21 protein-coding genes are annotated in these 23,026 nt (G+C 62.8%); 6 read left to right on the forward strand and 15 right to left on the reverse strand.

The features are described 5' to 3' along the window. Positions 1-3 precede the first annotated feature (3 nt). The 3 genes from HU766_RS18780 to colR all read right to left on the reverse strand — a co-directional run bounded on the left by HU766_RS18780 (position 4) and on the right by colR (position 2,775). Positions 4-684, reverse strand: coding sequence for a class I SAM-dependent methyltransferase (locus HU766_RS18780; RefSeq protein ID WP_033702806.1), 681 nt, complete (start codon positions 682-684; stop codon positions 4-6). A 107-nt stretch (positions 685-791) separates the two neighbouring features. Next, a complete protein-coding gene (locus HU766_RS18785) occupies positions 792-2,102 on the reverse strand; it encodes a HAMP domain-containing sensor histidine kinase (RefSeq protein WP_033702807.1) in 1,311 nt (436 codons plus the stop codon). Next, positions 2,092-2,775 (reverse strand): two-component system response regulator ColR, encoded by a 684-nt coding sequence (gene colR / locus HU766_RS18790; RefSeq protein ID WP_003255215.1) that lies wholly within the window; start codon positions 2,773-2,775, stop codon positions 2,092-2,094. The genes HU766_RS18785 and colR overlap by 11 nt, the downstream gene beginning before the upstream one ends. Before the next feature lie 181 nt (positions 2,776-2,956). Here colR and HU766_RS18795 point away from each other — a divergent pair, with 181 nt between their 5' ends. Then, a complete protein-coding gene (locus tag HU766_RS18795; RefSeq protein ID WP_186659675.1) occupies positions 2,957-3,685 on the forward strand; it encodes a phosphatase PAP2 family protein in 729 nt (242 codons plus the stop codon). Between the two features lie 80 nt (positions 3,686-3,765). Here HU766_RS18795 and groL read toward each other — a convergent pair whose 3' ends face one another. The 5 genes from groL to HU766_RS18820 all read right to left on the reverse strand — a co-directional run bounded on the left by groL (position 3,766) and on the right by HU766_RS18820 (position 8,368). Further along, entirely contained in the window at positions 3,766-5,409 is a 1,644-nt protein-coding gene (gene groL, locus HU766_RS18800) for a chaperonin GroEL (protein WP_033702809.1), read from the reverse strand. 48 nt (positions 5,410-5,457) lie between these two features. After that, positions 5,458-5,751 (reverse strand): co-chaperone GroES, encoded by a 294-nt coding sequence (locus tag HU766_RS18805; RefSeq protein WP_033702810.1) that lies wholly within the window; start codon positions 5,749-5,751, stop codon positions 5,458-5,460. 247 nt (positions 5,752-5,998) lie between these two features. Next, entirely contained in the window at positions 5,999-6,463 is a 465-nt protein-coding gene (locus tag HU766_RS18810) for an FxsA family protein (RefSeq protein ID WP_033702811.1), read from the reverse strand. A 65-nt stretch (positions 6,464-6,528) separates the two neighbouring features. After that, positions 6,529-7,260, reverse strand: a complete 732-nt coding sequence (locus tag HU766_RS18815) for a DUF2470 domain-containing protein (RefSeq protein WP_186659677.1) — start codon at positions 7,258-7,260, stop codon at positions 6,529-6,531. Between the two features lie 97 nt (positions 7,261-7,357). Beyond that, the gene (locus HU766_RS18820; protein ID WP_186659679.1) at positions 7,358-8,368 is read right to left on the reverse strand and encodes a DUF481 domain-containing protein; all 1,011 of its coding nucleotides are present in this window, start codon (positions 8,366-8,368) and stop codon (positions 7,358-7,360) included. Between the two features lie 151 nt (positions 8,369-8,519). Between HU766_RS18820 and HU766_RS18825 the strand changes: the two genes are divergently transcribed. Together HU766_RS18825 and HU766_RS18830 are read left to right on the forward strand one after the other, a co-directional pair. Then, the gene (locus tag HU766_RS18825; RefSeq protein WP_033702814.1) at positions 8,520-8,873 is read left to right on the forward strand and encodes an MGMT family protein; all 354 of its coding nucleotides are present in this window, start codon (positions 8,520-8,522) and stop codon (positions 8,871-8,873) included. A gap of 43 nt (positions 8,874-8,916) precedes the next feature. Beyond that, on the forward strand, positions 8,917-10,464 hold the full coding sequence (locus HU766_RS18830) for an AmpG family muropeptide MFS transporter (RefSeq protein WP_033702815.1): 1,548 nt from the start codon (positions 8,917-8,919) through the stop codon (positions 10,462-10,464). A gap of 73 nt (positions 10,465-10,537) precedes the next feature. On the opposite strand, the gene HU766_RS18835 is transcribed toward HU766_RS18830, so the two are convergent. The 3 genes from HU766_RS18835 to HU766_RS18845 form a co-directional block, all read right to left on the reverse strand. Further along, positions 10,538-11,782 carry an MFS transporter gene (locus HU766_RS18835; protein ID WP_186659681.1) on the reverse strand — a complete coding sequence of 415 codons (1,245 nt, stop codon included), beginning with the start codon at positions 11,780-11,782 and terminating at the stop codon, positions 10,538-10,540. 165 nt (positions 11,783-11,947) lie between these two features. Then, positions 11,948-12,790 carry a mechanosensitive ion channel family protein gene (locus HU766_RS18840; RefSeq protein WP_186659683.1) on the reverse strand — a complete coding sequence of 281 codons (843 nt, stop codon included), beginning with the start codon at positions 12,788-12,790 and terminating at the stop codon, positions 11,948-11,950. A 114-nt stretch (positions 12,791-12,904) separates the two neighbouring features. After that, positions 12,905-13,390 carry a YajQ family cyclic di-GMP-binding protein gene (locus tag HU766_RS18845; RefSeq protein WP_033702818.1) on the reverse strand — a complete coding sequence of 162 codons (486 nt, stop codon included), beginning with the start codon at positions 13,388-13,390 and terminating at the stop codon, positions 12,905-12,907. Between the two features lie 100 nt (positions 13,391-13,490). Between HU766_RS18845 and HU766_RS18850 the strand changes: the two genes are divergently transcribed. From HU766_RS18850 to HU766_RS18860, 3 genes are read left to right on the forward strand one after another with little or no spacing between them, the layout of a single operon-like run. Beyond that, on the forward strand, positions 13,491-14,408 hold the full coding sequence (locus tag HU766_RS18850) for a putative 2-dehydropantoate 2-reductase (protein WP_033702819.1): 918 nt from the start codon (positions 13,491-13,493) through the stop codon (positions 14,406-14,408). Between the two features lie 39 nt (positions 14,409-14,447). Further along, positions 14,448-16,478, forward strand: a complete 2,031-nt coding sequence (locus HU766_RS18855; RefSeq protein WP_186659722.1) for an ATP-binding protein — start codon at positions 14,448-14,450, stop codon at positions 16,476-16,478. Between the two features lies 1 nt (position 16,479). Then, positions 16,480-17,046 carry a cob(I)yrinic acid a,c-diamide adenosyltransferase gene (locus HU766_RS18860; protein WP_186659685.1) on the forward strand — a complete coding sequence of 189 codons (567 nt, stop codon included), beginning with the start codon at positions 16,480-16,482 and terminating at the stop codon, positions 17,044-17,046. Positions 17,047-17,152: 106 nt separating this feature from the next. On the opposite strand, the gene HU766_RS18865 is transcribed toward HU766_RS18860, so the two are convergent. From HU766_RS18865 to secA, 4 genes are all read right to left on the reverse strand, one after another. After that, the gene (locus tag HU766_RS18865) at positions 17,153-18,097 is read right to left on the reverse strand and encodes a Nudix family hydrolase (protein WP_186659688.1); all 945 of its coding nucleotides are present in this window, start codon (positions 18,095-18,097) and stop codon (positions 17,153-17,155) included. Next, positions 18,094-18,726: a glutathione S-transferase family protein gene (locus HU766_RS18870; protein ID WP_186659690.1), complete on the reverse strand. Its 633-nt coding sequence runs from the start codon at positions 18,724-18,726 to the stop codon at positions 18,094-18,096. The genes HU766_RS18865 and HU766_RS18870 overlap by 4 nt, the downstream gene beginning before the upstream one ends. Positions 18,727-18,778: 52 nt before the next feature. Then, the gene (argJ, locus tag HU766_RS18875) at positions 18,779-19,996 is read right to left on the reverse strand and encodes a bifunctional glutamate N-acetyltransferase/amino-acid acetyltransferase ArgJ (protein ID WP_033702824.1); all 1,218 of its coding nucleotides are present in this window, start codon (positions 19,994-19,996) and stop codon (positions 18,779-18,781) included. A 184-nt stretch (positions 19,997-20,180) separates the two neighbouring features. Next, the gene (secA, locus tag HU766_RS18880) at positions 20,181-22,916 is read right to left on the reverse strand and encodes a preprotein translocase subunit SecA (RefSeq protein ID WP_186659692.1); all 2,736 of its coding nucleotides are present in this window, start codon (positions 22,914-22,916) and stop codon (positions 20,181-20,183) included. Positions 22,917-23,026: the final 110 nt, after the last annotated feature.

Below are 23,026 nucleotides of genomic sequence, written 5' to 3' on the forward strand. Positions count from 1 at the left end.
ACACTACCCCTTGCGCAATACATAGACTCGCCACATGGCATAGAACGGCAGGAAGTCCAAGCGTTCCTGAATTCTGAAGCCGGCTGCCTTGAATTCTTCTTCGACCGTATCCGCTGGTAACACGAAACGGTTCTGGTAATTGTCCTGCTCAGTCTTGGCGCTACGGCGCTGCTCGAGCTTTTTCCGGCGCCAAGCCTTGAAGTTGCCATCCACCCACAGCGACAGGATCACACTATCACGGCTAACCCGTTGAAATTCCGAAAGAATCGTCTTTCTGTGGGCGGCTTCGCCAATGTGGTGGAACAACCGCATGCAAAAAATGCTGTCGACCGAATTGTCCGGCAGGTCGATGGCGAACGCTGAAGTCTGCAAGGGCCGTACCCGTGCGACTACCTCTGGCGGTTGCGCAGCACAGGCTGTCTCGATCATCGCCTCGGAGTTGTCGGCACCGATGATCACCCGGTTGGGTTTTTCCGCCAGCAGCGGCCAGAAGCGCCCCGCACCGCAGGGCAGGTCCAGCACCAGGCCCGGCTCACCGGCCAAGGCCAGGGCGCGACGCGCCAACTGCTCGTCACGTTTGTGGGAAAGGCGACGTGCCAGGCCATCCTGATGCTTGAGAAAATATTCGCGCGCGTGTTCTTGGTCGTATTTCTCGGAAAATTCAAGCTTGATGGGGCTACGCATTGGGCATCTCCTGACTCCAGTACGCCCACTTTAGGAAAGCAAGCGTTGGAATCAGGTTATGCCAATGTGAAAAAAGTGTTAGTCCTTTCGAGAGGTATTACCAAACATTACCCAATGAGCGACGAAGGGTCACCCACCTCCACACTTTTGCTGAGGTCCACCTGGAAGCGGCAGCCGTGCGGCAAGGTCGATGTCAGGGTGACCCGCCAGCCCTGGTCGTCACAGATGCGCTGCACCAGTGACAGGCCCAAGCCCAGCCCTTCGCCCCGCCGTTCGGCGCCGCGCACGAAGGGTTTGAACATCGCCTCGCGCTGCTCTTCCGGAATGCCTACACCACTGTCTTCCACGCTGAACCCATTGGCTTCAAGGCTCAGGCGAATGTAACCGCTGTCGGTGTAGTGCGCGGCGTTACGCAGCAGGTTGCCCATCACCGACTGCAGGAAAGTGGCGTTGTACAGCACCGGGCTGGCGCTGACTCGACCATCGAAATAGAGGGTGAGCCCTTTCTGCTCGATGGTATCGCGCCACACGCCGGTGAGTTCGTCGGCCACCTCGCGCAGGGTTGCCTTCGAGGCCACGGCGCCCTCGTCGCGCTGGGCACGGGCCAGCATCAGGAAGGTCTTGACCAGTTCGCGCATCTCCTCGGTAGCCCGGGCGACCCGCTCGACCTGGCTGCGCGCACGCGGGTCCAGTGTCTGGTTTTCCATCAGCAGTTCGCACGACGTGGCCAGCACCATCAACGGCGTGCGCAGTTCGTGGCTGACGTCGCTGGTGAACAGCCGCTCGCGGGTCAAGGCATCGCGCAGACGGCCCAGCGTGTCGTCGAAGGCAACGGCCAACTGGCCGACTTCGTCTGCCGCATAATCGGGCGCCAAGGGCGGCGCCAGGCCGAGCAGCTGGTCACGATGGCGTACCTGACGCGCCAGGCGGATCACCGGCGCCATCACCCTGCGCGCCACCAGCCAGCCAAGGATGACGGCCAGCACCAGGCTGAGCAGAAAGCCCACGACCACCACAGCAAACAGCACGCGCTCGCGCTCTTCGAAATCGCTCTGATCCTGCAATAACACATAACGGCGACCGTCGACGATCTCGACCATCGCGTGGTACGACAGCTGATCGCGAAACACCTCATGGAAGCCGCTGTCGAGATGACGCAAGTCTTTGGGCAACTCGAAATCATCACGCCCGCCGCTGAAATAGAACAGCTGGTCAGGGCGCGGTCGATGGCTCCAGTCGCTCACACTGTCCATACGCAACAGGCGCTGCAGGTCGCCCCCCAGCACCGTGGAAATCAGCCGCTCTTCAACCAGGTGCACGGTGGCGACGATGCCGAAGGCGAAGGCCCCGGCGACCAGCGCGCTCATCAACGCAAAGGCGATGATGATGCGCTGGGCAAGGCTTTGCTTAAACTCCATCGCGGCCCTCGGCGAGGCGATAGCCGACGCCATGGACGGTATGCAGCAGCGGTTTTTCGAACGGTTTGTCGATCACCTGGCGCAACTGGTGCACATGGCTGCGCAGGCTGTCGCTGTCTGGGCAGTCGTCGCCCCACAGGGCTTCTTCCAGTACCTCGCGACGCAGCACGTGCGGGCTTTTCTGCATCAGCACGGCAAGCAGCTTGAGGCCGACCGGGTTGAGCTTGAGCAGGCGCCCCTGACGCGTGACTTCGAGGGTGTCGAGGTCGTAGCTGAGGTCGGCGACCTGCAAGGTGCGGCGGCCTCCGCCCTGGGCGCGGCGCAGCACCGCTTCGATGCGGGCGGCCAGCTCCGACAGGGCAAAGGGCTTGAGCAGGTAATCGTCGGCCCCGGAGCGGAAGCCTTGCAGGCGGTCGTCCAGTTGATCGCGGGCGGTGAGCATGATCACCGGGGTGTCACGCCGGGCATCTTCTCGCAGGCGCTTGCACAGGGTGTAGCCATCAATGCCGGGCAACATGATGTCGAGCACGATCAGGTCGTAATGCTCGGTGGCCGCCAGGTGCAAACCTGACAGACCGTCCTGGGCGCAGTCGACGGTGTAGCCTTTCATGCCCAGGTAATCAGCCAGGTTGGCAAGGATATCGCGGTTGTCTTCAACCAATAGAATGCGCATCGGGGTCTCCTGTGCGGCGCTTCGCTGTGGTGCGCGGCAGGCGCAGCTTAAGGCCAATGCCTGCACTGTGCCACCCCCAGGCGAAATTCGCCGCCGTTGACAGTTTTTTCACTGATCCTTCACGGACACAGGATAGCGGCCACTCGATAATGCCCGATCTTTTTTGCGCCCTGGAGTCGTCATGCACGAACGTAGCCGCCCTCGCCCGATCAACCTCTGGGTGTACCTGGGCATCCCGCTGGTGACGGCAGTGGCCTTGGTCCTGATTGAGCTGACCTCGGTCGACATGGACGTGGCCAACCTGTTCTTCGACCCGGCCGCCGGGCAATTCATCGGGCGCCACAGCTACTGGCTGGAGAACGTGCTGCATGACGGGGTCAAGCAGGCGGTGATCCTGCTGGGCTTGCTGGCGTTGCTGACATTTGCCCTGAGTTTCTTCTGGAAACGCTTGTTTGGCTGGCGCCGAGAACTGGGCTGCCTGGTGCTGGCGTTGAGTTTGTCCACAGCGTTCGTCACACCGCTTAAAAAGGTCACCCAGGTCCAGTGCCCGTGGAGCCTGAGCCAGTTCGGCGGCAAGGAAACCTACAGCAAGCTGCTGGAAGCGCGGCCCGCTACCGACAAGCCCGGGCTGTGCTGGCCAGGCGGGCATGCCGCGACCGGTTTTTGCCTGTTTGCGCTGTTCTTCGCGCTGCGCGACCGTCGCCCGCGACTGGCCCGGGTGGCATTGGTGGTGGCGGTGGTGGCCGGTTCAGTGTTGTCGGTTGGGCGGATGATGCAGGGCGCCCACTTTCTGTCGCACAACGTGTGGACCGCGGTGTTCTGCTGGTTGATCGGGTTGGGCTCGTACTACCTGGTTCTGTATCGGCGGGGCATGGTCGAGGCGCCTGCCGCTGAGCGCCGCGTTGCCTGAGTGAGGGGCCGCAGAAGAACGAAAAAGCCCCGGCTCTCGCGAGCCGGGGCTTTTTCATGCTGCTAGGGGGTAAGGCTGGCTTACATCATGCCGCCCATGCCACCCATGCCGCCCATGTCTGGCATACCACCGCCAGCTGGAGCGTCGCTCGGAGCATCAGCAATCATGGCTTCGGTGGTGATCATCAGACCGCCAATCGAAGCAGCAGCTTGCAGTGCCGAACGGGTGACCTTGGCTGGGTCCAGGATGCCCATCTCGATCATGTCGCCGTACTCACCGGTAGCAGCGTTGTAACCGAAGTTGCCCGAACCCTGCTTGACCTTGTCGGCCACAACGCTTGGCTCGTCGCCGGCGTTGGCAGTGATCTGACGCAGCGGCGATTCAACAGCGCGACGCAGCAGTGCGATACCGACGTTCTGGTCTTCGTTGTCACCTTTGAGGTCAACGATAGCGTTCAGAGCACGTACCAGGGCAACACCACCGCCAGGCACCACGCCTTCTTCAACGGCTGCACGGGTAGCGTGCAGGGCGTCTTCAACGCGTGCTTTCTTCTCTTTCATCTCGACTTCGGTGCCAGCACCGACCTTGATCACGGCAACACCGCCAGCCAGTTTGGCCAGACGCTCTTGCAGCTTCTCACGGTCGTAGTCCGAGGAAGTCTCTTCGATCTGGGCACGGATCTGCTTGACGCGTGCTTCGATCTCGGTGTCGGCGCCAGCGCCGTCGATGATGGTGGTGTTTTCCTTGGACAGGATGACGCGCTTGGCGTTACCCAGGTGCTCCAGGGTAGCGGTTTCCAGGGACAGGCCGATTTCTTCGGAGATGACCTGGCCGCCGGTCAGGACAGCGATGTCCTGCAGCATGGCCTTGCGACGGTCGCCGAAGCCCGGTGCCTTGACCGCAGCAACCTTGACGATGCCGCGCATGTTGTTGACTACCAGGGTAGCCAGCGCTTCGCCTTCAACGTCTTCTGCAACGATCAGCAGCGGACGGCCGGCTTTGGCAACGGCTTCCAGTACTGGCAGCAGCTCGCGGATGTTGGAGATCTTCTTGTCGACCAGCAGCAGCAGCGGGCCTTCCAGCTCGGCAACCATGGTGTCCGGCTTGTTGACGAAGTACGGCGACAGGTAGCCACGGTCGAACTGCATGCCTTCAACGACAGACAGTTCGTTTTCCAGGCCCGAGCCTTCTTCAACGGTGATCACGCCTTCTTTACCGACTTTTTCCATGGCTTCGGCGATGATTTCACCGATGGAGCTGTCGGAGTTGGCGGAGATGGTGCCTACCTGAGCGATGGCCTTGGAGTCGGCGCATGGCTTGGACAGGTTTTTCAGCTCGGCGACGACAGCGGCGGTAGCCTTGTCGATACCGCGCTTCAGGTCCATCGGGTTCATGCCGGCAGCGACGGCTTTCAGGCCTTCGTTGACGATGGACTGAGCCAGAACGGTAGCGGTGGTGGTGCCGTCACCGGCTGCATCGTTGGCCTTGGAAGCGACTTCCTTGACCAGCTGGGCGCCCATGTTCTCGAACGCGTCTTTCAGCTCGATCTCTTTGGCAACGGAAACGCCGTCCTTGGTGATGGTCGGTGCGCCGAAGCTCTTGGCCAGGACCACGTTGCGGCCTTTCGGGCCCAGGGTCGCTTTTACCGCGTCAGCCAGAACGTTGACACCAACCAGCATTTTCTTACGGGCGGAATCGCCGAATTTTACGTCTTTAGCAGCCATGATCGTTTAATCCTTGAAATGCTTTGGAATAACGGGAAGTCGGGGAAATCAGCCTTCGATAACGGCGAGAATCTCGTTCTCGGCCATTACCAGCAGGTCTTCGCCATCGACTTTCACGGTGTTGCTGCCCGAGTAAGGGCCGAAAACCACTTTGTCACCCACTTTCACGGCCAGCGCACGCACTTCGCCATTTTCCAGGATGCGACCGGTGCCGACGGCAACAATTTCGCCGCGGTTAGGTTTTTCAGCGGCCGAACCCGGCAGGACGATACCGCCAGCGGTTTTCGATTCTTCTTCGCTGCGACGGATGACTACGCGGTCATGCAGAGGACGAAGCTTCATTGTCGATCTCTCCCAAATTGTGGTTTTCATCGGCCGGTATCGACACCGGCGGGTTGATGCGGTCCGGCGTTGCCGGGGGTGGCCCGCGCAGGGCGGACCACCTGAGTCATGTCTGGTGTTGCCACCAGAAACCTTGCGGTGACCCATACATGAGGCCGCCATATGCAATTACAAGGCTTGATACGTAAAAATTTTCATCAAAGGCATAACGTGAAAACAACAGGGGCCGCGAAGCGGCCCCGGCAGGTTACTTGTCGCGACGCTCGTATTCGCCCTCGATCACATTCGGCCGGTGGCCGGCGTCACGAGGCGGCTGCGCCTGGAACGGATCGTCCTGAAACGCCCGCTGGCGCAGGGCCTGCTCCTCGGCACGCTGGCGCATCTTGCGCGCGGCCAGGTGACGGGTGAATGGCAACAGGCAAATCAGGCCCAGCACGTCACTGATGAAGCCCGGCAGCAACAGCAGGCCACCACCCACCGCCATCATCAAACCCTGGAACATGTCCTCAGCGGGCAGTTCGCCGCGCTGCAGGCTTTCACGGGCACGCAGTGCGGTGGCCAGCCCGGCCACCCGCATAACCAGCACACCCAGCGCGGAACCGGCGATGATCAGCAGCAGTGCGGGGAAAAACCCGATCGCCGCGCTGACCTTGACGAAGACGAACAGCTCCAGCACAGGAAACAGCAAAAACAGCAGTAGAAAAGCACGCATCAAAGATTCCTCGACGGAAGAGAACCTCCCAATAAGACCTCAGATGGATGCGCAAGCTTCCAATTTCAACCCTCGACTTCAGCCGCAACCGGCCACTGGTCGGCGTGCGCCAGCAAAACCAGGGCTTCGCGCACTTGTGTCGGCGTATTGCATGGGCTCGGGAACGCCAGCCAATGGACCGCCTGGCCAATGCGCAGGTGCATGCCCTCGCTGTCGATACCGACCATGTGCGCCGGCACAGAGCGTGACAGCTCGGTCAGTTCGACGTAGTGGGCAATGGCCTTGGCGTGATCGCTGTTCATATGCTCGATCATGCTCGCTTCGGCCTTGCCCGCGAACGGGTTGGCCAAGGTCACCTGGTCAAGCCAGTGGATGGCGCCAAAACCACCGATGTAGCGGTGACGCACCGGCTGCAACACCCAGAAGTCGAAGTCGTGGGCCTTGTGGTAGTTGCCGGAGTCGGGGAAGTAGCGGTAGTAGCGCTCGGCGGCAGCTTCGATGGCAGCTTCGTCCACCAGCTTGTGCGCCTCGGCCATGACCGTCAGGCGGCCGACTGCCTGAACATCCTCTGCTTCGCGTTCACCAACCAGCAGCGAGCACTTGGGGTCTTTTTGCAGGTTGTGGGTGTGTTGGGCAATGCGGCTGATAAGGATCAGCGGGTTGCCCTGTGCATCCAGGCAATACGGCACGACCGAGCCGAACGGGAAGCCGGGCATGGACTTGGAGTGGGTCGAGAGCACGCCGCGGTATTCCTTGAGCAGCAGTTCCCGGGCGGGGCGGATGGCATTGGTACTCACGAAGGGCGCTCCTGGCAGCGGACTGGATGGGTGACAAGATAAGCATTATCACCCGCCGCCGCCACAGGAGCCGCTGACGCCTACACGGATCGCGTCTTTACCAGGTCACGCCAAAGCCTGCGGTGTAACGGGTTTTGTCCAGGTCACTGTCACGTGTACCGCTGATGATGTCCTTCTCTGCCTTGAGGTTGAGCGAGGCCCATTCGGTGACCTTGTAGCGCAAGCCGATTTCGGCATCCAGCGAGTAGTTGGCCACGCTGCCCAGCGGCTTGGCGACTTCGCCATTGGTGAACAGCTGCACATTCTTGCCGATCAGGTAGCGGGTGTAGTCCCACTTGACCGCCGCGGCATAGAAGTTGTCCTTGGCGCCGTCCTGGTATTCGAAGTCGGTACGGTTGATCAGCGAACCCAGCGAGAACGCGCCCAGCTCGTCGTCCCAGAACTGGTAGCCCGGGCCGGTACCCACGGTGCGCTGGCGGGCCAGGTCCTCGATGCGGTCGCGCTTGTACTCCATGCGGCCCTGCCAGAACCACTTCTCGGTAATGAAGCGGTCAAGGGCGTACTCGGCACTCCAGTTGTCGGTGGTGGTGACGTCGTCCTTGGTCTCGCGGTTGTACTCGCCCTCGGCGTTGTGGCGCCAGCGGCCATGGCGGGCGGTGGTCTTGAAGCTGACGTCGTAGTCGTCGGTGTCATTCTCGGCACGCTTGTAGTCCAGGGCGACGTCGACGTTGCCTTTCCAGACCAGGTCCTCGACCACCGGCTTGGGCTTCATGATCTGCTCGATGCTGGCCAGGTCGACGGTCTTGGGCGCCTCGCCGTTGGCCAGGGTGACCTTGCCGGCTTCGGCGGCTTTCAACGACTTGGCCCGCTCCCCGCTGTAGGCATCCTGCTTGACCAGCATTTCCTGGTCGCTTTCCAGGGTCTGGACTTCTTTCCAGTCCAGCGCGATAGAGCCGCCATAGGGGGTCTCCAGCAGCAGCTTGCCGCCATCGAAGACTTTGATCTTGCCGCTCAGGCGGTCACCGTTCTTCATCCACACGGTGTCGGCAAACGCGGGCGCGGTGCACAGGGAGACAGCTAACAGGCACAACAGGGATCTAGAATACATAGGCGGACTACGGGTTCGATTCGTCGAAAAAGCCGGGCATTATCCAGATACGGACAACCAGAGCAAGGAAAGACCGAGCACATGCCGTTGAGTTCAACTCGCATTTGCCTCGCCGCTGGTCCGGTTTCATCCACAAGCCACGGGGTCACTGATGTCTGAGGCATACGGGCACACACTGGAAACACCACAAGCCCGACGAACGGCGCTGTATTCGGTGCTCGGGCAAGTGCCCGCGGGCAAGGTCGTCAGCTACGGCCAGCTTGCCGAGCTGGCCGGCCTTGGCCGCGCGGCACGTTGGGTTGGGCGCACCCTCGGGCAACTGCCAGGCGATACCCGCCTGCCCTGGCACCGGGTACTCGGTGCGGGCGGGCGCCTGAGCCTGGCATTGGGCACGCCGTCAGGCGACGAACAACGGGCGCGGTTGCGCGCAGAAGGCGTGAATGTAACCAATAATCGTGTGGATATGACGCGCCATGGCTGGCGCCCGATGGAGCACAGCGGTTAGAGTGCGCGCTTTGTTTTCGAAAACTTGAGGCAGATGTTGGCCCATGCCCCGTAAAACCTGGCGCGCTGCGCTTGCTGCCTATGCCAGCCCGTCAACCCTGGTACTGCTGCTGCTCGGCTTTGCCGCCGGCCTGCCCTACATGCTGGTGTTCTCGACCCTTTCGGTATGGCTGCGCGAAGCAGGTGTGGCCCGTGAGACCATTGGTTACGCGAGCCTGATCGGCCTGGCCTATGCCTTCAAATGGGTCTGGTCACCGCTGCTCGATCAATGGCGCCTGCCACTGCTTGGTGGCCTGGGGCGCCGCCGCTCATGGCTGCTGCTGTCCCAGGCGCTGGTGGTGGTCGGGTTGGTCGGCATGAGCCTGTGCGACCCGCAGCAACACCTGTCGTGGCTGATTGCCATGGCCGTGCTCGTGGCGTTTGCCTCGGCTACCCAGGACATCGCCGTTGATGCCTATCGCCTGGAAATTGCCGATGACCAGCGTCAGGCCGCGCTCGCCGCCAGCTACATGGCCGGCTACCGGGTAGCGGCCCTGCTGGCCACGGCAGGCGCGCTGTTCTTCGCCGAATGGTTCGGCTCCACCGGGTTCAGCTACCTGCACAAGGCCTGGGCCGGCACCTACATCATGTTCGCCCTGCTGATGCTGCCCGCGCTGTTCACCACCCTGGTCATGCGTGAACCCTCGGTGCCGCTGCGTACCCAGCTGTCGGCGGCGCGTTATGGCCTGGTCCACCAGCTGGCGTCGGTATTCGTGCTGATCTTGCTGTTGGTGTCGGTACCTGCCAGCTTCACCCAACTGTTCAATACCGACTGGGCCAGCGTGATTTTCGGTGACGCCACCCCGCTGGACCTGCTGCTGGAAGACCGCGCCTTCCTGCGCCTGATTCTGTACGTGCTGCTGACCTGGGCGTGCCTGTCGACCATGGGCCGTCGCGGCCTTGCCCCGGTGCTGACCCCGGTCAACGACTTCATTGCCCGCTACCGCTGGCAGGCCCTGCTGCTGCTGGGGCTGATCGCCACGTATCGCATGTCGGACACGGTCATGGGCGTGATGGCCAACGTGTTCTATATCGACATGGGCTTCACCAAGGACCAGATCGCCAGCGTCAGCAAGATCTTCGGCCTCATCATGACCTTGGTCGGTGCCGGTGTCGGCGGCCTGCTGATCGTGCGTTTCGGCATCATGCCGATCCTGTTCATCGGTGGCGTGGCCTCGGCGGCGACCAACATTCTGTTCCTGATGCTGGCCGACATGGGCCCGAACCTGGACATGCTGGTGGTCACCATCTCGCTGGACAACTTCAGCTCCGGCATGGCCACCTCGGCGTTCGTCGCCTACCTGTCTAGCCTGACCAACCTGAAGTTCTCGGCCACCCAGTACGCGCTGCTCAGCTCGATCATGCTGTTGCTGCCACGGCTGATCGGCGGCTACTCGGGGGTCATGGTGGAGAAGTTCGGTTACCACGACTTCTTCCTGATCACTGCCCTGCTGGGCGTGCCGACGCTGATTCTGATCGCCCTGCAGTGGCGTCAGGAAGCCGGGCCCGGCAAACCGGTGCCCGAGGAGAACCCAGCGGCCGAACGGCCCTGAGGGTACCTCGCCGCCTGTACCGGCCTCTTCGCGGGTGAACCCGCGCCCGCAGAGGCGGTACAGGCGACGAATGCTACTGGGCTACGGCGCCTTCCCCAGACCGCCCACCCACAACGAACCACAACGGCCAGAGCGCCAGCGCCCCCGCCACACTGGCCGCCAAGGCAAAGTGCAGCAAACTGGCACCCGCCCCGATCATCGCCATGACTGCGCCGCCCAGGCCCAGCAAGGCAATGGTGATCATCCCCAGCATGGCCGAGACCAGCCCTTTGCTCTGATCGCTGGCGAACAGCGTCATGCGGTACAGCACGGCGTTGGCCACCCCCAGCCCCAGGGCATACAGCGACATACCGGCCACCACGCTGGTCACGCTTGGCCAGTACCAAGTCGCCAGCACCATCAGCGACAGGCCCGCCAGGTAGGGCCACAATGCGCCCCGCACCAGGGCTGGCAGCGAGTAACGGTCGGCAATACGGTTGATGATCAGGTTGCCGAGAATCAGCCCGCCAAACACCGGCAGCTGCCATAGCGCATATTCCATCGTGCTCAACCCTTCGTCATGGATGAGCAGCACCGGCGACAGGCCGATCCAGCCAATCAAGGGCAGGCCGACCAAGCCCAGCGCGGCGCTACCGGCGACAAAGCGACGGTTGGCCAGCAGCTGGCCGTAGCCAGACAACAACGGCAGCAAATGGATCGGCGTAAAGGGCAGCCGCGAACCGTCGCGCCGCTCCACGCCCAGTGTTTCCGGCATCAACCGGTACAACAGCACCCAGGCCAGCACCGCACCGATGGCGAAGGCCACGAACAGCCAGCGCCAGTCCAGCCATTGCAGCAGCAAGGTGCCCACCAGGGGGCCGAGCAGCGGCGAAAGCAGGGCAATGTTGGCCAGCAAGGCCATCATGCGCACTGCGTCGGCTTCGCTGAACGCCTCGTTCAAGGCCGGGTAGCTGACCGTGACGACAAAGCCCAGGCCAATGCCCTGCAACAGGCGCAGCAGGTTGAACAGGCCGATGTCATGTACCCAGAACGTCGCCAGGCACGCCACGCCGAAGAACACGCAACCGCTCAACAGCAGCGGGCGGCGGCCGTAGCGGTCGGCCAGAGGGCCAATCAACCACTGCAGCACCACGCCACCGAGCAGGTACAGGTTCAGGGCGTGGGGGATGTATTCGGGGCTGGCATCGAGGTCGCCGACCACCACGGGCATGGCCGGCATCACAGCGTCGCTGGCCAGGTAGGTGAGCAACTCGAACAGGGCCAGGGTCAGGCCGAACAACAGGGCTCGGAGGGGGGTAATGTACAGCAGTGGTTTCATGGTGAATTTCAGCGGGAACAGGTGGGGTCAGCCTGTATGCCAGAAATGGCAGGGCTTGGCTGTGAACAAGTGTAATAGGCGCGGAAAAAGCTAGGGCCGCTGTGCGCCCCTTCGCGGGGCAAGCCCGCGAAGGGGCGCACAGCGGCCCCAGCGTTGAAGCGTTGCTTACTGCGTGGCCGTCTCCTGCACCACACGAATCACCCGCTGCGGAAACGGAATGTCGATACCCTCGGCCTTCAACCGGTCACGGGCATGCTCGTTGAGCATGAACATCACATCCCAGTAGTCCGAGGTCTTGGTCCAGATGCGCAGCGACACGGTGATCGAGCTGTCGCCCAGCGTCGAAACCACTGCCTGCGGCGCCGGGTCGGCCAGCACACGTGGGTCCTGGGCCAGTTCCAGCAGCACATTACGCGCCTTTTGCAGGTCGGCGTCGTAATCCACGCCCACGTCGAATACCACCTTGCGGGTCGGCTGGCGGTTGGTGTTGGTGATGATGCCGTTGGACAAGCTGCCGTTGGGCATGATCACCGTCTTGTTGTCACCCGTGCGCAGCACGGTGTGGAAGATCTGAATGCTGTCCACGGTGCCACTGACACCCTGCGCCTCGATCCAGTCACCAATGCGGAACGGGCGGAACATCAAGATCAGCACGCCACCGGCGAAATTCGCCAGGCTGCCCTGCAAGGCCAGGCCGATGGCCAGGCCCGCGGCACCGATAGCGGCGACGAAGGAGGTGGTCTCGATGCCGATCATCGACGCCACGCTGACGAACAGCAGAATCTTCAGGATGATATTGGCCAGGGTGCTGATGAACCCCTGCAGCGCCAGGTCGGCGTTGCGCAGGCCGACCAGCTTGCCCAGGCGCGCGCTGAGCTTGTTGACGATCCACCAGCCGATGGCCAGGGTCAGCAACGCCAGGCACACCCGGCTGCCGTATTCCATGATCAAGGGGATCCAGGTCTGCGATTGGCGGACCAGCTGATCGACTTCAGCGTTCAAATCCATGTTCATCTCCTGATGCCGAACGGCATGTGCACGGTAAAACTGGCCGCGGGCATTTCCGCGGCCACGGCCCCGATGGACATCATTGCGCCATCGAGGTTCCTGGCAACGCCCCGATCAATCGCGGAAGTTATTGAACTGCAGCGGCATGTCGAATTCCTTGGCGCGCAGGGCGGCGATCGCCTCTTGCAGGTCGTCACGCTTCTTGCCGGTGACACGCACCTGCTCACCCTGGATGGCGGCCTGAACCTTGAGCTTGGCATCCTTGATGTGAGCGACGATCTTCTTCGCCAGCTCCTTGTCGATGCCCTCGCGGAATTTGGCTTCCTGTTTCATTTCCTTGCCGGACGGGTAGGCGTCCTTGGTTTCCAGGCATTTGACGTCGATCTTGCGCTTGACCAGCGCACCGCGCAGGATCTCGATCATCGCCTCGAGCTGGAATTCGGCTTCGGCGGTCAGCAGCACGGTCTGGTCCTTGTCCTTGAACTCGAAGTTGCCTTTGCCCTTGAGGTCATAACGGCGGTCGAGTTCCTTGACGGCGTTGTCTACAGCGTTCTGCACTTCGTGCTTGTCCAGTTCCGATACCACGTCGAACGAAGGCATGGTTATTCTCCAAAAATAAAAGCGCGCTCGGCCTGAAGATGGAGCACGCTGAGTTAGACGGTTAAAATGCGGACTCATTATAACGGGTTGCGAAACGCATATGAGCAGCACCTGGCATATTCTCGGCGCGGGTAGCCTGGGCAGCCTCTGGGCTTGCCGCCTGGCGCGCGCGGGCAAGGCGGTACGCTTGATCCTGCGCGACGCGCAACGACTGCAGGCCTATCAGCAGGTAGGCGGCCTGACGTTGCACGAACAGGACACCGCCAACCACTACGCGATCCCCGCCGAAACCGCCGAGGGCGACGGCCCGATCCACCGGCTGCTGGTGGCCTGCAAGGCGTATGACGCCGCACCGGCCATCGCGCGCCTGGCCCCCAGGCTGGCCGACGGCGCCGAGCTGGTGCTGCTGCAGAACGGCCTCGGCAGCCAGGACGAAGTCGCCGACCAGGTCCCCCATGCCCGTTGCATCTTCGCCTCCAGTACCGAAGGGGCTTTTCGCGAGGACGACTGGCAAGTGCGCTTCGCCGGCCATGGCTTCAACTGGCTGGGTGACCCGCTGACGCCGGCGCTCCCGGAATGGTTCGATGACCTGCACGACGCCGGCATCCCGGCCGAATGGACCGTGGATATCCTCACCCGCCTGTGGCGCAAGCTCGCGCTCAATTGCGCGATCAACCCGCTGACGGTGCTGCACGAGTGCCGCAACGGCGGCCTGCTGGAGCACCTGGGCGAAGTGACTGCCCTGTGCGACGAGCTGGCCGAGCTGCTGCGTCGCTGTGGCCAACCCCAGGCTGCCGAGGACCTGGACGAAGAAGTGCAACGGGTAATCCTCGCCACCGCCGCCAACTACTCTTCCATGTATCAGGACGTGCGAGCCGGGCGGCGAACCGAGGTTCATTACCTGCTCGGCCACGCCTGCCGCGCCGCCGATCGCCATGGCCTGCAGCTACCGCAGCTGGAACGCCTGCACCGGCGCCTGGTCGATAACCTGCAGGCACGTGGCTTACCCAGCGCCTGACGCTGGCCCTTTCAACCGGAGACGGACATTGCCTTGCCCATGACCCTGCGCCAACGCCTGGAAAACCTCCCGGTCGGGCAGAAGCTGCTGGCGGCCCTGCTGGTGCTGCTGGTGACCATTCTGCTGGTGGCCAACCTGACCTTCATCAGCGCCGCCTACTGGATCACCCAGGAAAGCATGGCGCCCCAGGCCCTGCAGACCATCGGCCGGCTGGTGTCCAACCCACAGCTGGCGACCCGGGCAGGCGACACCGCGGAAACCGCCAGCGCCCTGCTCAAAGAGCTGGACAGCTACACGCCATTACGCGCGGCGGCGGTGTACGGCGGCGATGGCCGCATGCTGGCACAACTCCAGCACGGCGAACCGTTGGCGCTGCCCAGGCGCTTTCGCGACATCGACGGCTGGCGCCTGATGGAGTTTCGCAGCACGCAGCTGATCCGTATCCCGCGCGACGCCAACCCACCCGCACACCTGCTGCTGGTGGCCAGCAGCGAACTGCCCACCGCCTTCTACACCGGCACGCTCAGCGCCAGCCTGGGCATCCTGGTGTTCAGTATCCTGCTGTGGATCGTCGTGGCCCGGCAAATCAAGCGTTTGATCACCCAGCCGATCAACCAGCTCGAAGAACTCAGCCGCCAGGTCACCCGCGAAGAGAGCTACGCCCTGCGTGCCCGGCGCGGCAACGACGACGAAATCGGCAGCCTGGCCGAGGCGTTCAATACCATGCTCTCGCGCATCGAAGCCCGCGAGCAGCAGCTCAAGCGCACCCGCGATGAATTCCAGACCGCCTATGACCAGGCCCAGGGCCTGGCCGAAGAAACGCGTCACACCAACCGCAAGCTGGAGCTGGAAGTCCAGGTGCGCAGCAAGATCGAGAAAAAGCTCACAGGCTTCCAGAATTACCTCAACAGCATCATCGACTCCATGCCCTCGGCCCTGATCGCCCTCGACGAGCAGCTCTACGTCACCCAGTGGAACCACGAGGCCACCGTGCTCTCCGGGACGCCGCTGGACGAGGCCCTGAACCAGCCGATCTTCATCGCCTTCGAGCCGCTCAAGCCGTTCTTGCCGCAGCTCAAGGAAACCGTGGAAAAACACCGGGTGGCGAAAATCGAGCGCGTCACCTGGCCCAAGGGCGATGAACTGCGCCACTACGCCCTGACCTTCTATCCACTGATGGGCGGTGGCGGCCGCGGTGTGGTGATCCGGATCGACGACATCACCCAGCGCCTGTCCCTGGAAGAGATGATGGTGCAGTCAGAGAAAATGCTCTCGGTAGGTGGCTTGGCCGCCGGCATGGCCCACGAGATCAACAACCCGCTGGGGGCCATTTTGCATAATGTGCAGAATATCCGTCGGCGCCTGTCGCCGGAGTTACCGCGCAACCAGGAGCAGGCCGAAGAGCTGGGCATCGACCTGCCCACCGTCAACCGCTACCTGGACAGCCGCGAAGTACCGCAGCTGCTCGACGGGATTCAGCAGGCCGGTGCGCGGGCCGCCAAGATCGTCACCCACATGCTCAGTTTCAGCCGGCGCAGCAATCGCCAGCTGGCACCTTGCGACCTGCCGGCACTGATCGACCAGGCCTTGGAGATCGCCAGCAACGACTTCGACCTGGCCATCGGCTTCGACTTCAAGGGCCAAGCCATCGTGCGCCAGTTCGACCCACACCTCGGGCCGGTGCCGTGCACCGCCAACGAGCTGGAACAGGTGCTGCTCAACCTGCTGAAAAACGCTGCCCAGGCCATTCACCTGCGCCCGCAACCCAGCGAGCCTGGGCGCATCACCCTGCGCACCCGGCTCAACCCGCCCTGGGCCGAAATCCAAGTCGAGGACAACGGCGTGGGCATGCCCGAAGCCGTGCGCAAGCGCACCTTCGAGCCGTTTTTCACCACCAAGGAGATCGGCCAGGGCACCGGCCTGGGCCTTTCGGTCTCGTATTTCATCATCACCAACAACCACAAGGGGCAGATGGAGGTGCAGTCCACGCCCGGCCAGGGCACGTGCTTCACCCTGCGCCTGCCCCTCGGCCAGCCGGCAGCGACGGCACCGAACACCACGGAGGCATGACATGGGCTACCGCCTGTCGAAGATCTACACCCGCACTGGCGACCAGGGCGAAACCGGCCTGGGCGACGGCCGTCGGGTGCCCAAGGACCACCCACGCATCGAAGCGATTGGCGAGGTGGACAGCCTCAACAGCCAGCTGGGGCTGCTGCTGGCAGGGCTGGATGAGCAAGGGCTGGCTGAGGTCAGCGAGGTACTGGCGCCTTGTCAGCACCGCTTGTTCGACATCGGTGGCGAACTGGCGATGCCCAGTTACCAAGCCTTGAACCTGGCCGAAGTGCAGCGGCTGGAAGCGGCAATCGATGTATGGAACGAGGAGCTGGGGCCGTTGAAGAACTTCATCCTGCCCAGTGGCTCGGCATTGGTGGCGCAGGCGCATGTGTGCCGTTGCCTGGCGCGCAGCGCAGAGCGCCGCTGCCAGCAGTTGAACGCAGTGGAACCACTGGAAGGGGTGGGGTTGGCGTATATCAATCGGCTGTCGGATCTATTGTTCGTGGCAGCGCGGATCATTGGCCGCCGGCAGGGGGTTGCCGAGGTGCTATGGCAACCCGCAGAAAAGCCTCAAAGCTGAGAGCGCCACGGCAGGGCAAGCCCACTCCCACAGGTACTGCGCGATCCTCGTGTGGGAGCGGGCTTGCCCCGCGAATGGGCCGCAAAGCGGCCCCCGTACTGGCGACTCAAATCTCAGGCCAGAACGCCCGAATCCCGGCAACGCCTTGCGCGCCGACTTCCCAAGCACGCTCACGCTCACCCGGCCCGACACCACCCAGCAAGAACACCGGCCGGCTGAAGCCCGCAATCAACCGTTGCGCCTCATCCCAGCCCAGCGGCACGGCCTCGGGGTGCGTCTGCGTCGCCTGCACCGGCGACAGGGTGACGAAGTCGACCCCCATCTGTTCCGCCAGCGCCAGCTCTTCTGCACTGTGGCAGGACGCCGCCAACCAACGGTGCTCAGGGAATGGCCGCCCCTTGGCCGCATACTTGCGCAGCTGTGCGGCCGTCAGGTGCCAACCCGCAGACGGGAAATCGCCCAGCCACTCCAGCGGCCCCTTGAGCATCAGTTGGGCCTTGCCGCCACACAAGCCAACCGCATCCACCGCCACGTCGCGGTACTTGGGGTCGTACATGTCCGGCGCGCGCAACTGAATCAGGCGTATGCCGCTGGCGACCGCCTTCTGGATGCCCTTGAGCATCTCAGGCACTTCAAGGCCATCGGGGGTGATCAGATACTGGTCCGGCAGGCGCGCGGCGGCGACAATCGGCTTGTTGGCCTCGGGGAAGTCGTACTGCGGCAGCTCGCGTGGTGTTACCCAAGCCAACGGCTGGCCCTCGGCACCATGGGGCTCGCCGGTGAATGCCTCGACCTCGCGAACCTCCAGCAACACCTGTTTGTCCGGGTAATCGTGGCTGACCTTGATCAGCGCCCGTGAACGGGTCACTTCGATACCCAGCTCCTCACGAAGCTCGCGGGCCAGCGCCGCTTCGACGCTCTCGCCCTCTTCCACCTTGCCGCCCGGGAATTCCCAAAGGCCACCCTGGTGCTGGGTATCAGCCCGTCGCGCGATAAGAATGCGGCCATCGGCGCCGCGGATCACTGCGGCCACTACATGAATACGTTTCACCCTGCTCGCTCCGCCAGGCCAGCCTGTTGCCAGGCCTTGAAGGCCGGCCACTGGTAAATGGTCTCGATGTACGTTGCCGCCTCTGCAGGCACCTCAACGCGGTAGGTGCGCAAGCGCACAGCCACCGGGGCGAAGTAGGCGTCGGCCAAGGTCGGCTTGCCGAACAGGAACGGCCCACTGTCTTTGGCAACCAAGCGGCACTCGGACCACAGCGCGACGATACGGTCGATATCGACCTGCACGTCCAGCGGCACGTTCTCCAGGGCTTCATCACGGGCCAGGTCGAACGGCATCGCCCCGCGCAGGGCGAAGAAGCCACTGTGCATCTGCGCGCAGGCCGAACGGGCCTGAGCACGGGCAGCGACATCGGCAGGCCACAGCTGGGCCTCTGGGTGGCGTTCGTTGAGGTATTCGGCGATAGCCAGCGAGTCGGCGATCACACCGTGCTCGGTCTTGAGCAATGGCACCTTGCCGGTGGCCGAGTAAGCGAGCAGGCGTTGGCGGGTGTCGGGCTGGTTGAGTTTGATCAGGGTTTCTTCGTAGGCAACGCCAGCCAGCTCAAGGGCCAGGGCGCCGCGTAGCGACCAGGAGGAATGCAACTTGTCGCCGATGATCAGTTGGTAGCTCATGGTTCGGCTCCATTTGTCTGGGGTTATGGGGCCGCATGCGGCCCCACATGCATCAGGTGCGGTATTCGGCGTTGATCTTCACGTACTCGTGGGACAGGTCGGTGGTCCAGATGGTTTCGCTGCACGCACCGCGGCCCAGCTCGATGCGGATGGTGATCTCTTCCTGGGCCATTACCGCCGAACCCTGTGCCTCGGTATAGCTAGGGCTACGGCCGCCCTGGCTGGCGATGCAGACGTTGTCCAGGTAGACATCGATCAGGCTGACATCCAGCGCCGGCACGCCGGCACGGCCAACGGCCGCCAGGATGCGGCCCCAGTTGGGGTCGGAGGCGAACAGCGCGGTCTTGATCAGCGGCGAGTGAGCCACGGCGTAACCGACGTCCAGGCATTCCTGATGGTTACCCCCGCCGTTGACCTGCACGGTGACGAACTTGGTGGCGCCTTCGCCGTCACGGACGATGGCCTGGGCCACGTCCATGCACACTTCGAATACGGCCTTTTTCAGGGCTTCGAACAGCGCACCGCTGGCTTCGGTGACTTCCGGCAGGTTGGCCTTGCCGGTGGCGATCAGCATGCAGCAGTCGTTGGTCGAGGTGTCGCCATCGATGGTGATGCGGTTGAACGACTTGTTGGCGCCATCGAGCATCAGGTCCTTGAGCACTTGGGGTGCGACCTTGGCGTCGGTGGCGATGTAGCCGAGCATGGTGGCCATGTTCGGGCGGATCATGCCGGCGCCTTTGCTGATGCCGGTAACGGTGACGGTCACGCCATCGTGCTGGAACTGGCGGCTGGCACCCTTGGGCAGGGTGTCGGTGGTCATGATGCCGGTGGCGGCTTCAGCCCAGTTGTTCTCCGACAGGTCGTCCAGGGCGGCCTGCAGGGCGCCTTCGATCTTCTCGACCGGCAGCGGCTCGCCGATCACACCGGTGGAAAATGGCAGTACCGACTCGGCCGGCACGCCGGTCAGCTCGGCGAGCTTGGCGCAGGTGCGCTCGGCAGCGGCCAGGCCAGGTGCACCGGTACCGGCGTTGGCGTTGCCGGTGTTGGTCAGCAGGTAACGCACAGTGCCCTGAACGCGCTGCTTGGAGAGGATAACCGGAGCGGCGCAAAAGGCGTTGAGGGTGAACACGCCAGCGACGCTGGAGCCTTCGGCACAGCGCATGACCACCACATCCTTGCGCCCAGGGCGCTTGATGCCGGCAGAAGCGATGCCGAGTTCAAAACCCGGAACCGGGTGCAGGGTGGGCAAAGGACCAAGACCAACAGCCATTAGAGCGCTCCTAGATAAAACGATTAATGTCGAAAAACGGGGGCGCTTTGCGCCCCATCGCGACACAAGGCCGCTCCTACAGGGGCCGCGCCAATCCGTAGACGAGCGCGGTACCTGTAGGAGCGGCCTTGTGTCGCGAAAGGGCCGCAAAGCGGCCCCAGGCTTTTACAAGAGTCAGATCAGATCACTCGATCTGCCCATGGCAATGCTTGAACTTCTTGCCCGAACCGCACCAGCATGGCTCGTTGCGGCCCAGCTTCTGGTCGTTGCGCACCGGAGCCGTGGCCACAGCCACTTCGGCGCCCTCTTCACTCAGTTGCTCGCTTTCAAGGCCTGGCGCAGGGGCATGCTGGAACTGCATGCGGCTGGCCAGTTCTTCGGCCTCGCGGCGCAGGCGGGCTTCTTCTTCGATCGGGTCTTCGCGGCGCACCTGAACGTGCGACAGCACGCGGATGGTGTCGCGCTTGATCGACTCGAGCAGCTCCTGGAACAGCGTGAACGACTCGCGCTTGTACTCCTGCTTCGGGTTCTTCTGCGCATAACCGCGCAGGTGAATGCCGTGGCGCAGGTGGTCCATGGTCGACAGGTGGTCTTTCCACAGGTCGTCCAGCACACGCAGCAGAATCTGCTTCTCGAAGGTACGCAGGGCGTCGATGCCGGCCTGGTCTTCCTTCTCGGTGTAGGCGCTGGTGATCTCGCTCAGCAGCTTCTCGCGCAGGGTCTCTTCGTAGAGGTGGTCGTCTTCGTCGAGCCATTGCTGGATCGGCAGCTTCATGGCGAAATCGCTCGCCAGCGAGGCTTCCAGGCCGGCCACGTCCCACTGCTCGGGCAGCGATTGCGGCGGGATGTGCTGGCTGATGGTAGCGTCCAGCACTTCCTTGCGGAATTCGGCGATGGTATCGCCAATGTTCTCGGCCGCCAGCAAGCTGTTGCGCATGTGGTAGATCACCTTGCGCTGCTCGTTGGCCACGTCGTCGTATTCGAGCAGCTGTTTGCGGATGTCGAAGTTGCGGCCTTCGACCTTGCGCTGGGCTTTCTCGATGGCGTTGGTGACCATGCGGTGCTCGATCGCCTCGCCGGACTGCATGCCCAGTGCCTTCATGAAGTTCTTCACCCGATCGGAGGCGAAGATACGCATCAGGCTGTCTTCGAGCGACAGGTAGAAGCGGCTGGAACCCGGGTCACCCTGACGGCCGGAACGGCCACGCAGCTGGTTGTCGATACGGCGCGACTCGTGACGCTCGGAGGCAATCACATGCAGGCCACCCGACTCGATCACCTGCTGGTGGCGCTTCTGCCAGTCGGCCTTGATCTGCGCGATCTGTTCGGCGGTCGGGCTGTCCAAGGCAGCCACTTCGGCTTCCCAGTTACCGCCCAGCAGGATGTCGGTACCACGGCCAGCCATGTTGGTGGCGATGGTCAACGCGCCCGGAGCACCCGCCTGGGCGATGATCTCGGCTTCCTTCTCGTGGTACTTGGCGTTCAGTACCTTGTGCTCGATACCTTCCTTTTGCAGCAGGTTCGACATGTGCTCGGAAGTTTCGATGGTCGCGGTACCCACCAGCACCGGGCGACCCAGGGTCATGCTTTCTTTGATGTCGGCGATGATCGCGGCGTATTTCTCGTCGGCGGTCAGGTACACCAGGTCGTTGAAGTCCTTGCGCGCCAGCGGCTTGTTCGGCGGGATCACCATCACGTTGAGGCCGTAGATCGACTGGAACTCGAACGCTTCGGTGTCGGCGGTACCGGTCATGCCGGACAGCTTGGTGTAAAGGCGGAAGTAGTTCTGGAAGGTGGTCGAAGCCAGGGTCTGGCTCTCGGCCTGAATGTTCAGGTTCTCTTTCGCTTCGATGGCCTGGTGCAGGCCTTCGGACAGACGACGACCGGGCATGGTACGGCCGGTGTGCTCGTCGATCAGCAGGACCTGGCCGTCCTGGACGATGTATTCGACGTTGCGGTGGAACAGCTTGTGCGCGCGCAGGCCAGCGTAGACGTGGGTCAGCAGGCCCAGGTTGTGTGCCGAGTAGAGGCTCTCGCCCTCGGCCAGCAGGCCGGCCTGGGTGAGCATCTCTTCGATGAACTGGTGACCCGCTTCGTTGAGCTCGACCTGGCGGCTCTTCTCGTCGATGGAGAAGTGGCCTTCCTGGGTGACCTGGCCCTCGACTTCCTCGATGTGCTGGGTCAGACGCGGGATCAGGCGGTTGATCTCGATGTACAGCTTGGAGCTGTCTTCGGCCTGCCCGGAAATGATCAGCGGGGTACGGGCTTCGTCGATGAGGATCGAGTCGACTTCATCGATGACCGAGAAGTTGAGTTCACGCTGGAACTTCTCTTCCTGGCTGAACGCCATGTTGTCGCGCAGGTAGTCGAAACCGAATTCGTTGTTGGTGCCGTAGGTGATGTCGGAGGCGTAGGCAGCGCGCTTTTCTTCCGGCGGCTGGAACGCCGAGACGATGCCCACGGACAGACCGAGGAACTCGTACAAGGGGCGCATCCAGTTGGCGTCACGGCGGGCCAGGTAGTCGTTGACGGTCACCACGTGCACGCCCTTGCCGGACAATGCGTTGAGGTAGACGGCCAAGGTACCGACCAAGGTCTTGCCTTCACCGGTGCGCATTTCTGCGATCATGCCCTCGTGCAGGGTCATGCCGCCGATCAGCTGCACGTCGAAGTGGCGCATGCCCATCACACGCTTGCCGGCCTCACGGGCCACGGCGAAGGCTTCGGGCAGCAGTTGGTCCAGTGTCTCGCCTTTGGCCAAGCGTTCCTTGAACTCTGCGGTCTTGCCCCGCAGTTGCTCATCGGAGAGGGCCACCATCTTCTCTTCGAAGGCATTGACGATAGTCACCGTCTTGAGCATGCGTTTGACTTCACGCTCATTCTTGCTTCCAAAAAGTTTCTTTAACAAAGGCGCAAACATATCGGCAGGATCTTCCACACGTAGGGATGGAGGGCGGCCCCATGAGTCGCCCGTGCAGCCCTAAGGCCGCATGCGAACGAGCATTCTACCCGGAAACGATGGTGAGGAAA

It is taken from the genome of Pseudomonas sp. SWRI77, from assembly GCF_014269105.1.
Classification (GTDB): domain Bacteria; phylum Pseudomonadota; class Gammaproteobacteria; order Pseudomonadales; family Pseudomonadaceae; genus Aquipseudomonas; species Aquipseudomonas capeferrum.

Bases quoted from the DNA above. Each gene is read 5' to 3' on its own strand.
- argJ (WP_033702824.1), bottom strand. From the start codon at position 19,996: ATGGCTGTTGGTCTTGGTCCTTTGCCCACCCTGCACCCGGTTCCGGGT.
- HU766_RS18870 (WP_186659690.1), bottom strand. From the start codon at position 18,726: ATGAGCTACCAACTGATCATCGGCGACAAGTTGCATTCCTCCTGGTCG.
- HU766_RS18820 (WP_186659679.1), bottom strand. From the start codon at position 8,368: ATGTATTCTAGATCCCTGTTGTGCCTGTTAGCTGTCTCCCTGTGCACC.
- HU766_RS18810 (WP_033702811.1), bottom strand. From the start codon at position 6,463: ATGCGTGCTTTTCTACTGCTGTTTTTGCTGTTTCCTGTGCTGGAGCTG.
- HU766_RS18830 (WP_033702815.1), top strand. From the start codon at position 8,917: ATGCCCCGTAAAACCTGGCGCGCTGCGCTTGCTGCCTATGCCAGCCCG.
- HU766_RS18805 (WP_033702810.1), bottom strand. From the start codon at position 5,751: ATGAAGCTTCGTCCTCTGCATGACCGCGTAGTCATCCGTCGCAGCGAA.
- HU766_RS18825 (WP_033702814.1), top strand. From the start codon at position 8,520: ATGTCTGAGGCATACGGGCACACACTGGAAACACCACAAGCCCGACGA.
- groL (WP_033702809.1), bottom strand. From the start codon at position 5,409: ATGGCTGCTAAAGACGTAAAATTCGGCGATTCCGCCCGTAAGAAAATG.
- HU766_RS18850 (WP_033702819.1), top strand. From the start codon at position 13,491: ATGAGCAGCACCTGGCATATTCTCGGCGCGGGTAGCCTGGGCAGCCTC.
- HU766_RS18860 (WP_186659685.1), top strand. From the start codon at position 16,480: ATGGGCTACCGCCTGTCGAAGATCTACACCCGCACTGGCGACCAGGGC.
- HU766_RS18840 (WP_186659683.1), bottom strand. From the start codon at position 12,790: ATGGATTTGAACGCTGAAGTCGATCAGCTGGTCCGCCAATCGCAGACC.
- secA (WP_186659692.1), bottom strand. From the start codon at position 22,916: ATGTTTGCGCCTTTGTTAAAGAAACTTTTTGGAAGCAAGAATGAGCGT.
- HU766_RS18835 (WP_186659681.1), bottom strand. From the start codon at position 11,782: ATGAAACCACTGCTGTACATTACCCCCCTCCGAGCCCTGTTGTTCGGC.
- HU766_RS18845 (WP_033702818.1), bottom strand. From the start codon at position 13,390: ATGCCTTCGTTCGACGTGGTATCGGAACTGGACAAGCACGAAGTGCAG.
- HU766_RS18780 (WP_033702806.1), bottom strand. From the start codon at position 684: ATGCGTAGCCCCATCAAGCTTGAATTTTCCGAGAAATACGACCAAGAA.
- colR (WP_003255215.1), bottom strand. From the start codon at position 2,775: ATGCGCATTCTATTGGTTGAAGACAACCGCGATATCCTTGCCAACCTG.
- HU766_RS18795 (WP_186659675.1), top strand. From the start codon at position 2,957: ATGCACGAACGTAGCCGCCCTCGCCCGATCAACCTCTGGGTGTACCTG.
- HU766_RS18855 (WP_186659722.1), top strand. From the start codon at position 14,448: ATGACCCTGCGCCAACGCCTGGAAAACCTCCCGGTCGGGCAGAAGCTG.
- HU766_RS18785 (WP_033702807.1), bottom strand. From the start codon at position 2,102: ATGGAGTTTAAGCAAAGCCTTGCCCAGCGCATCATCATCGCCTTTGCG.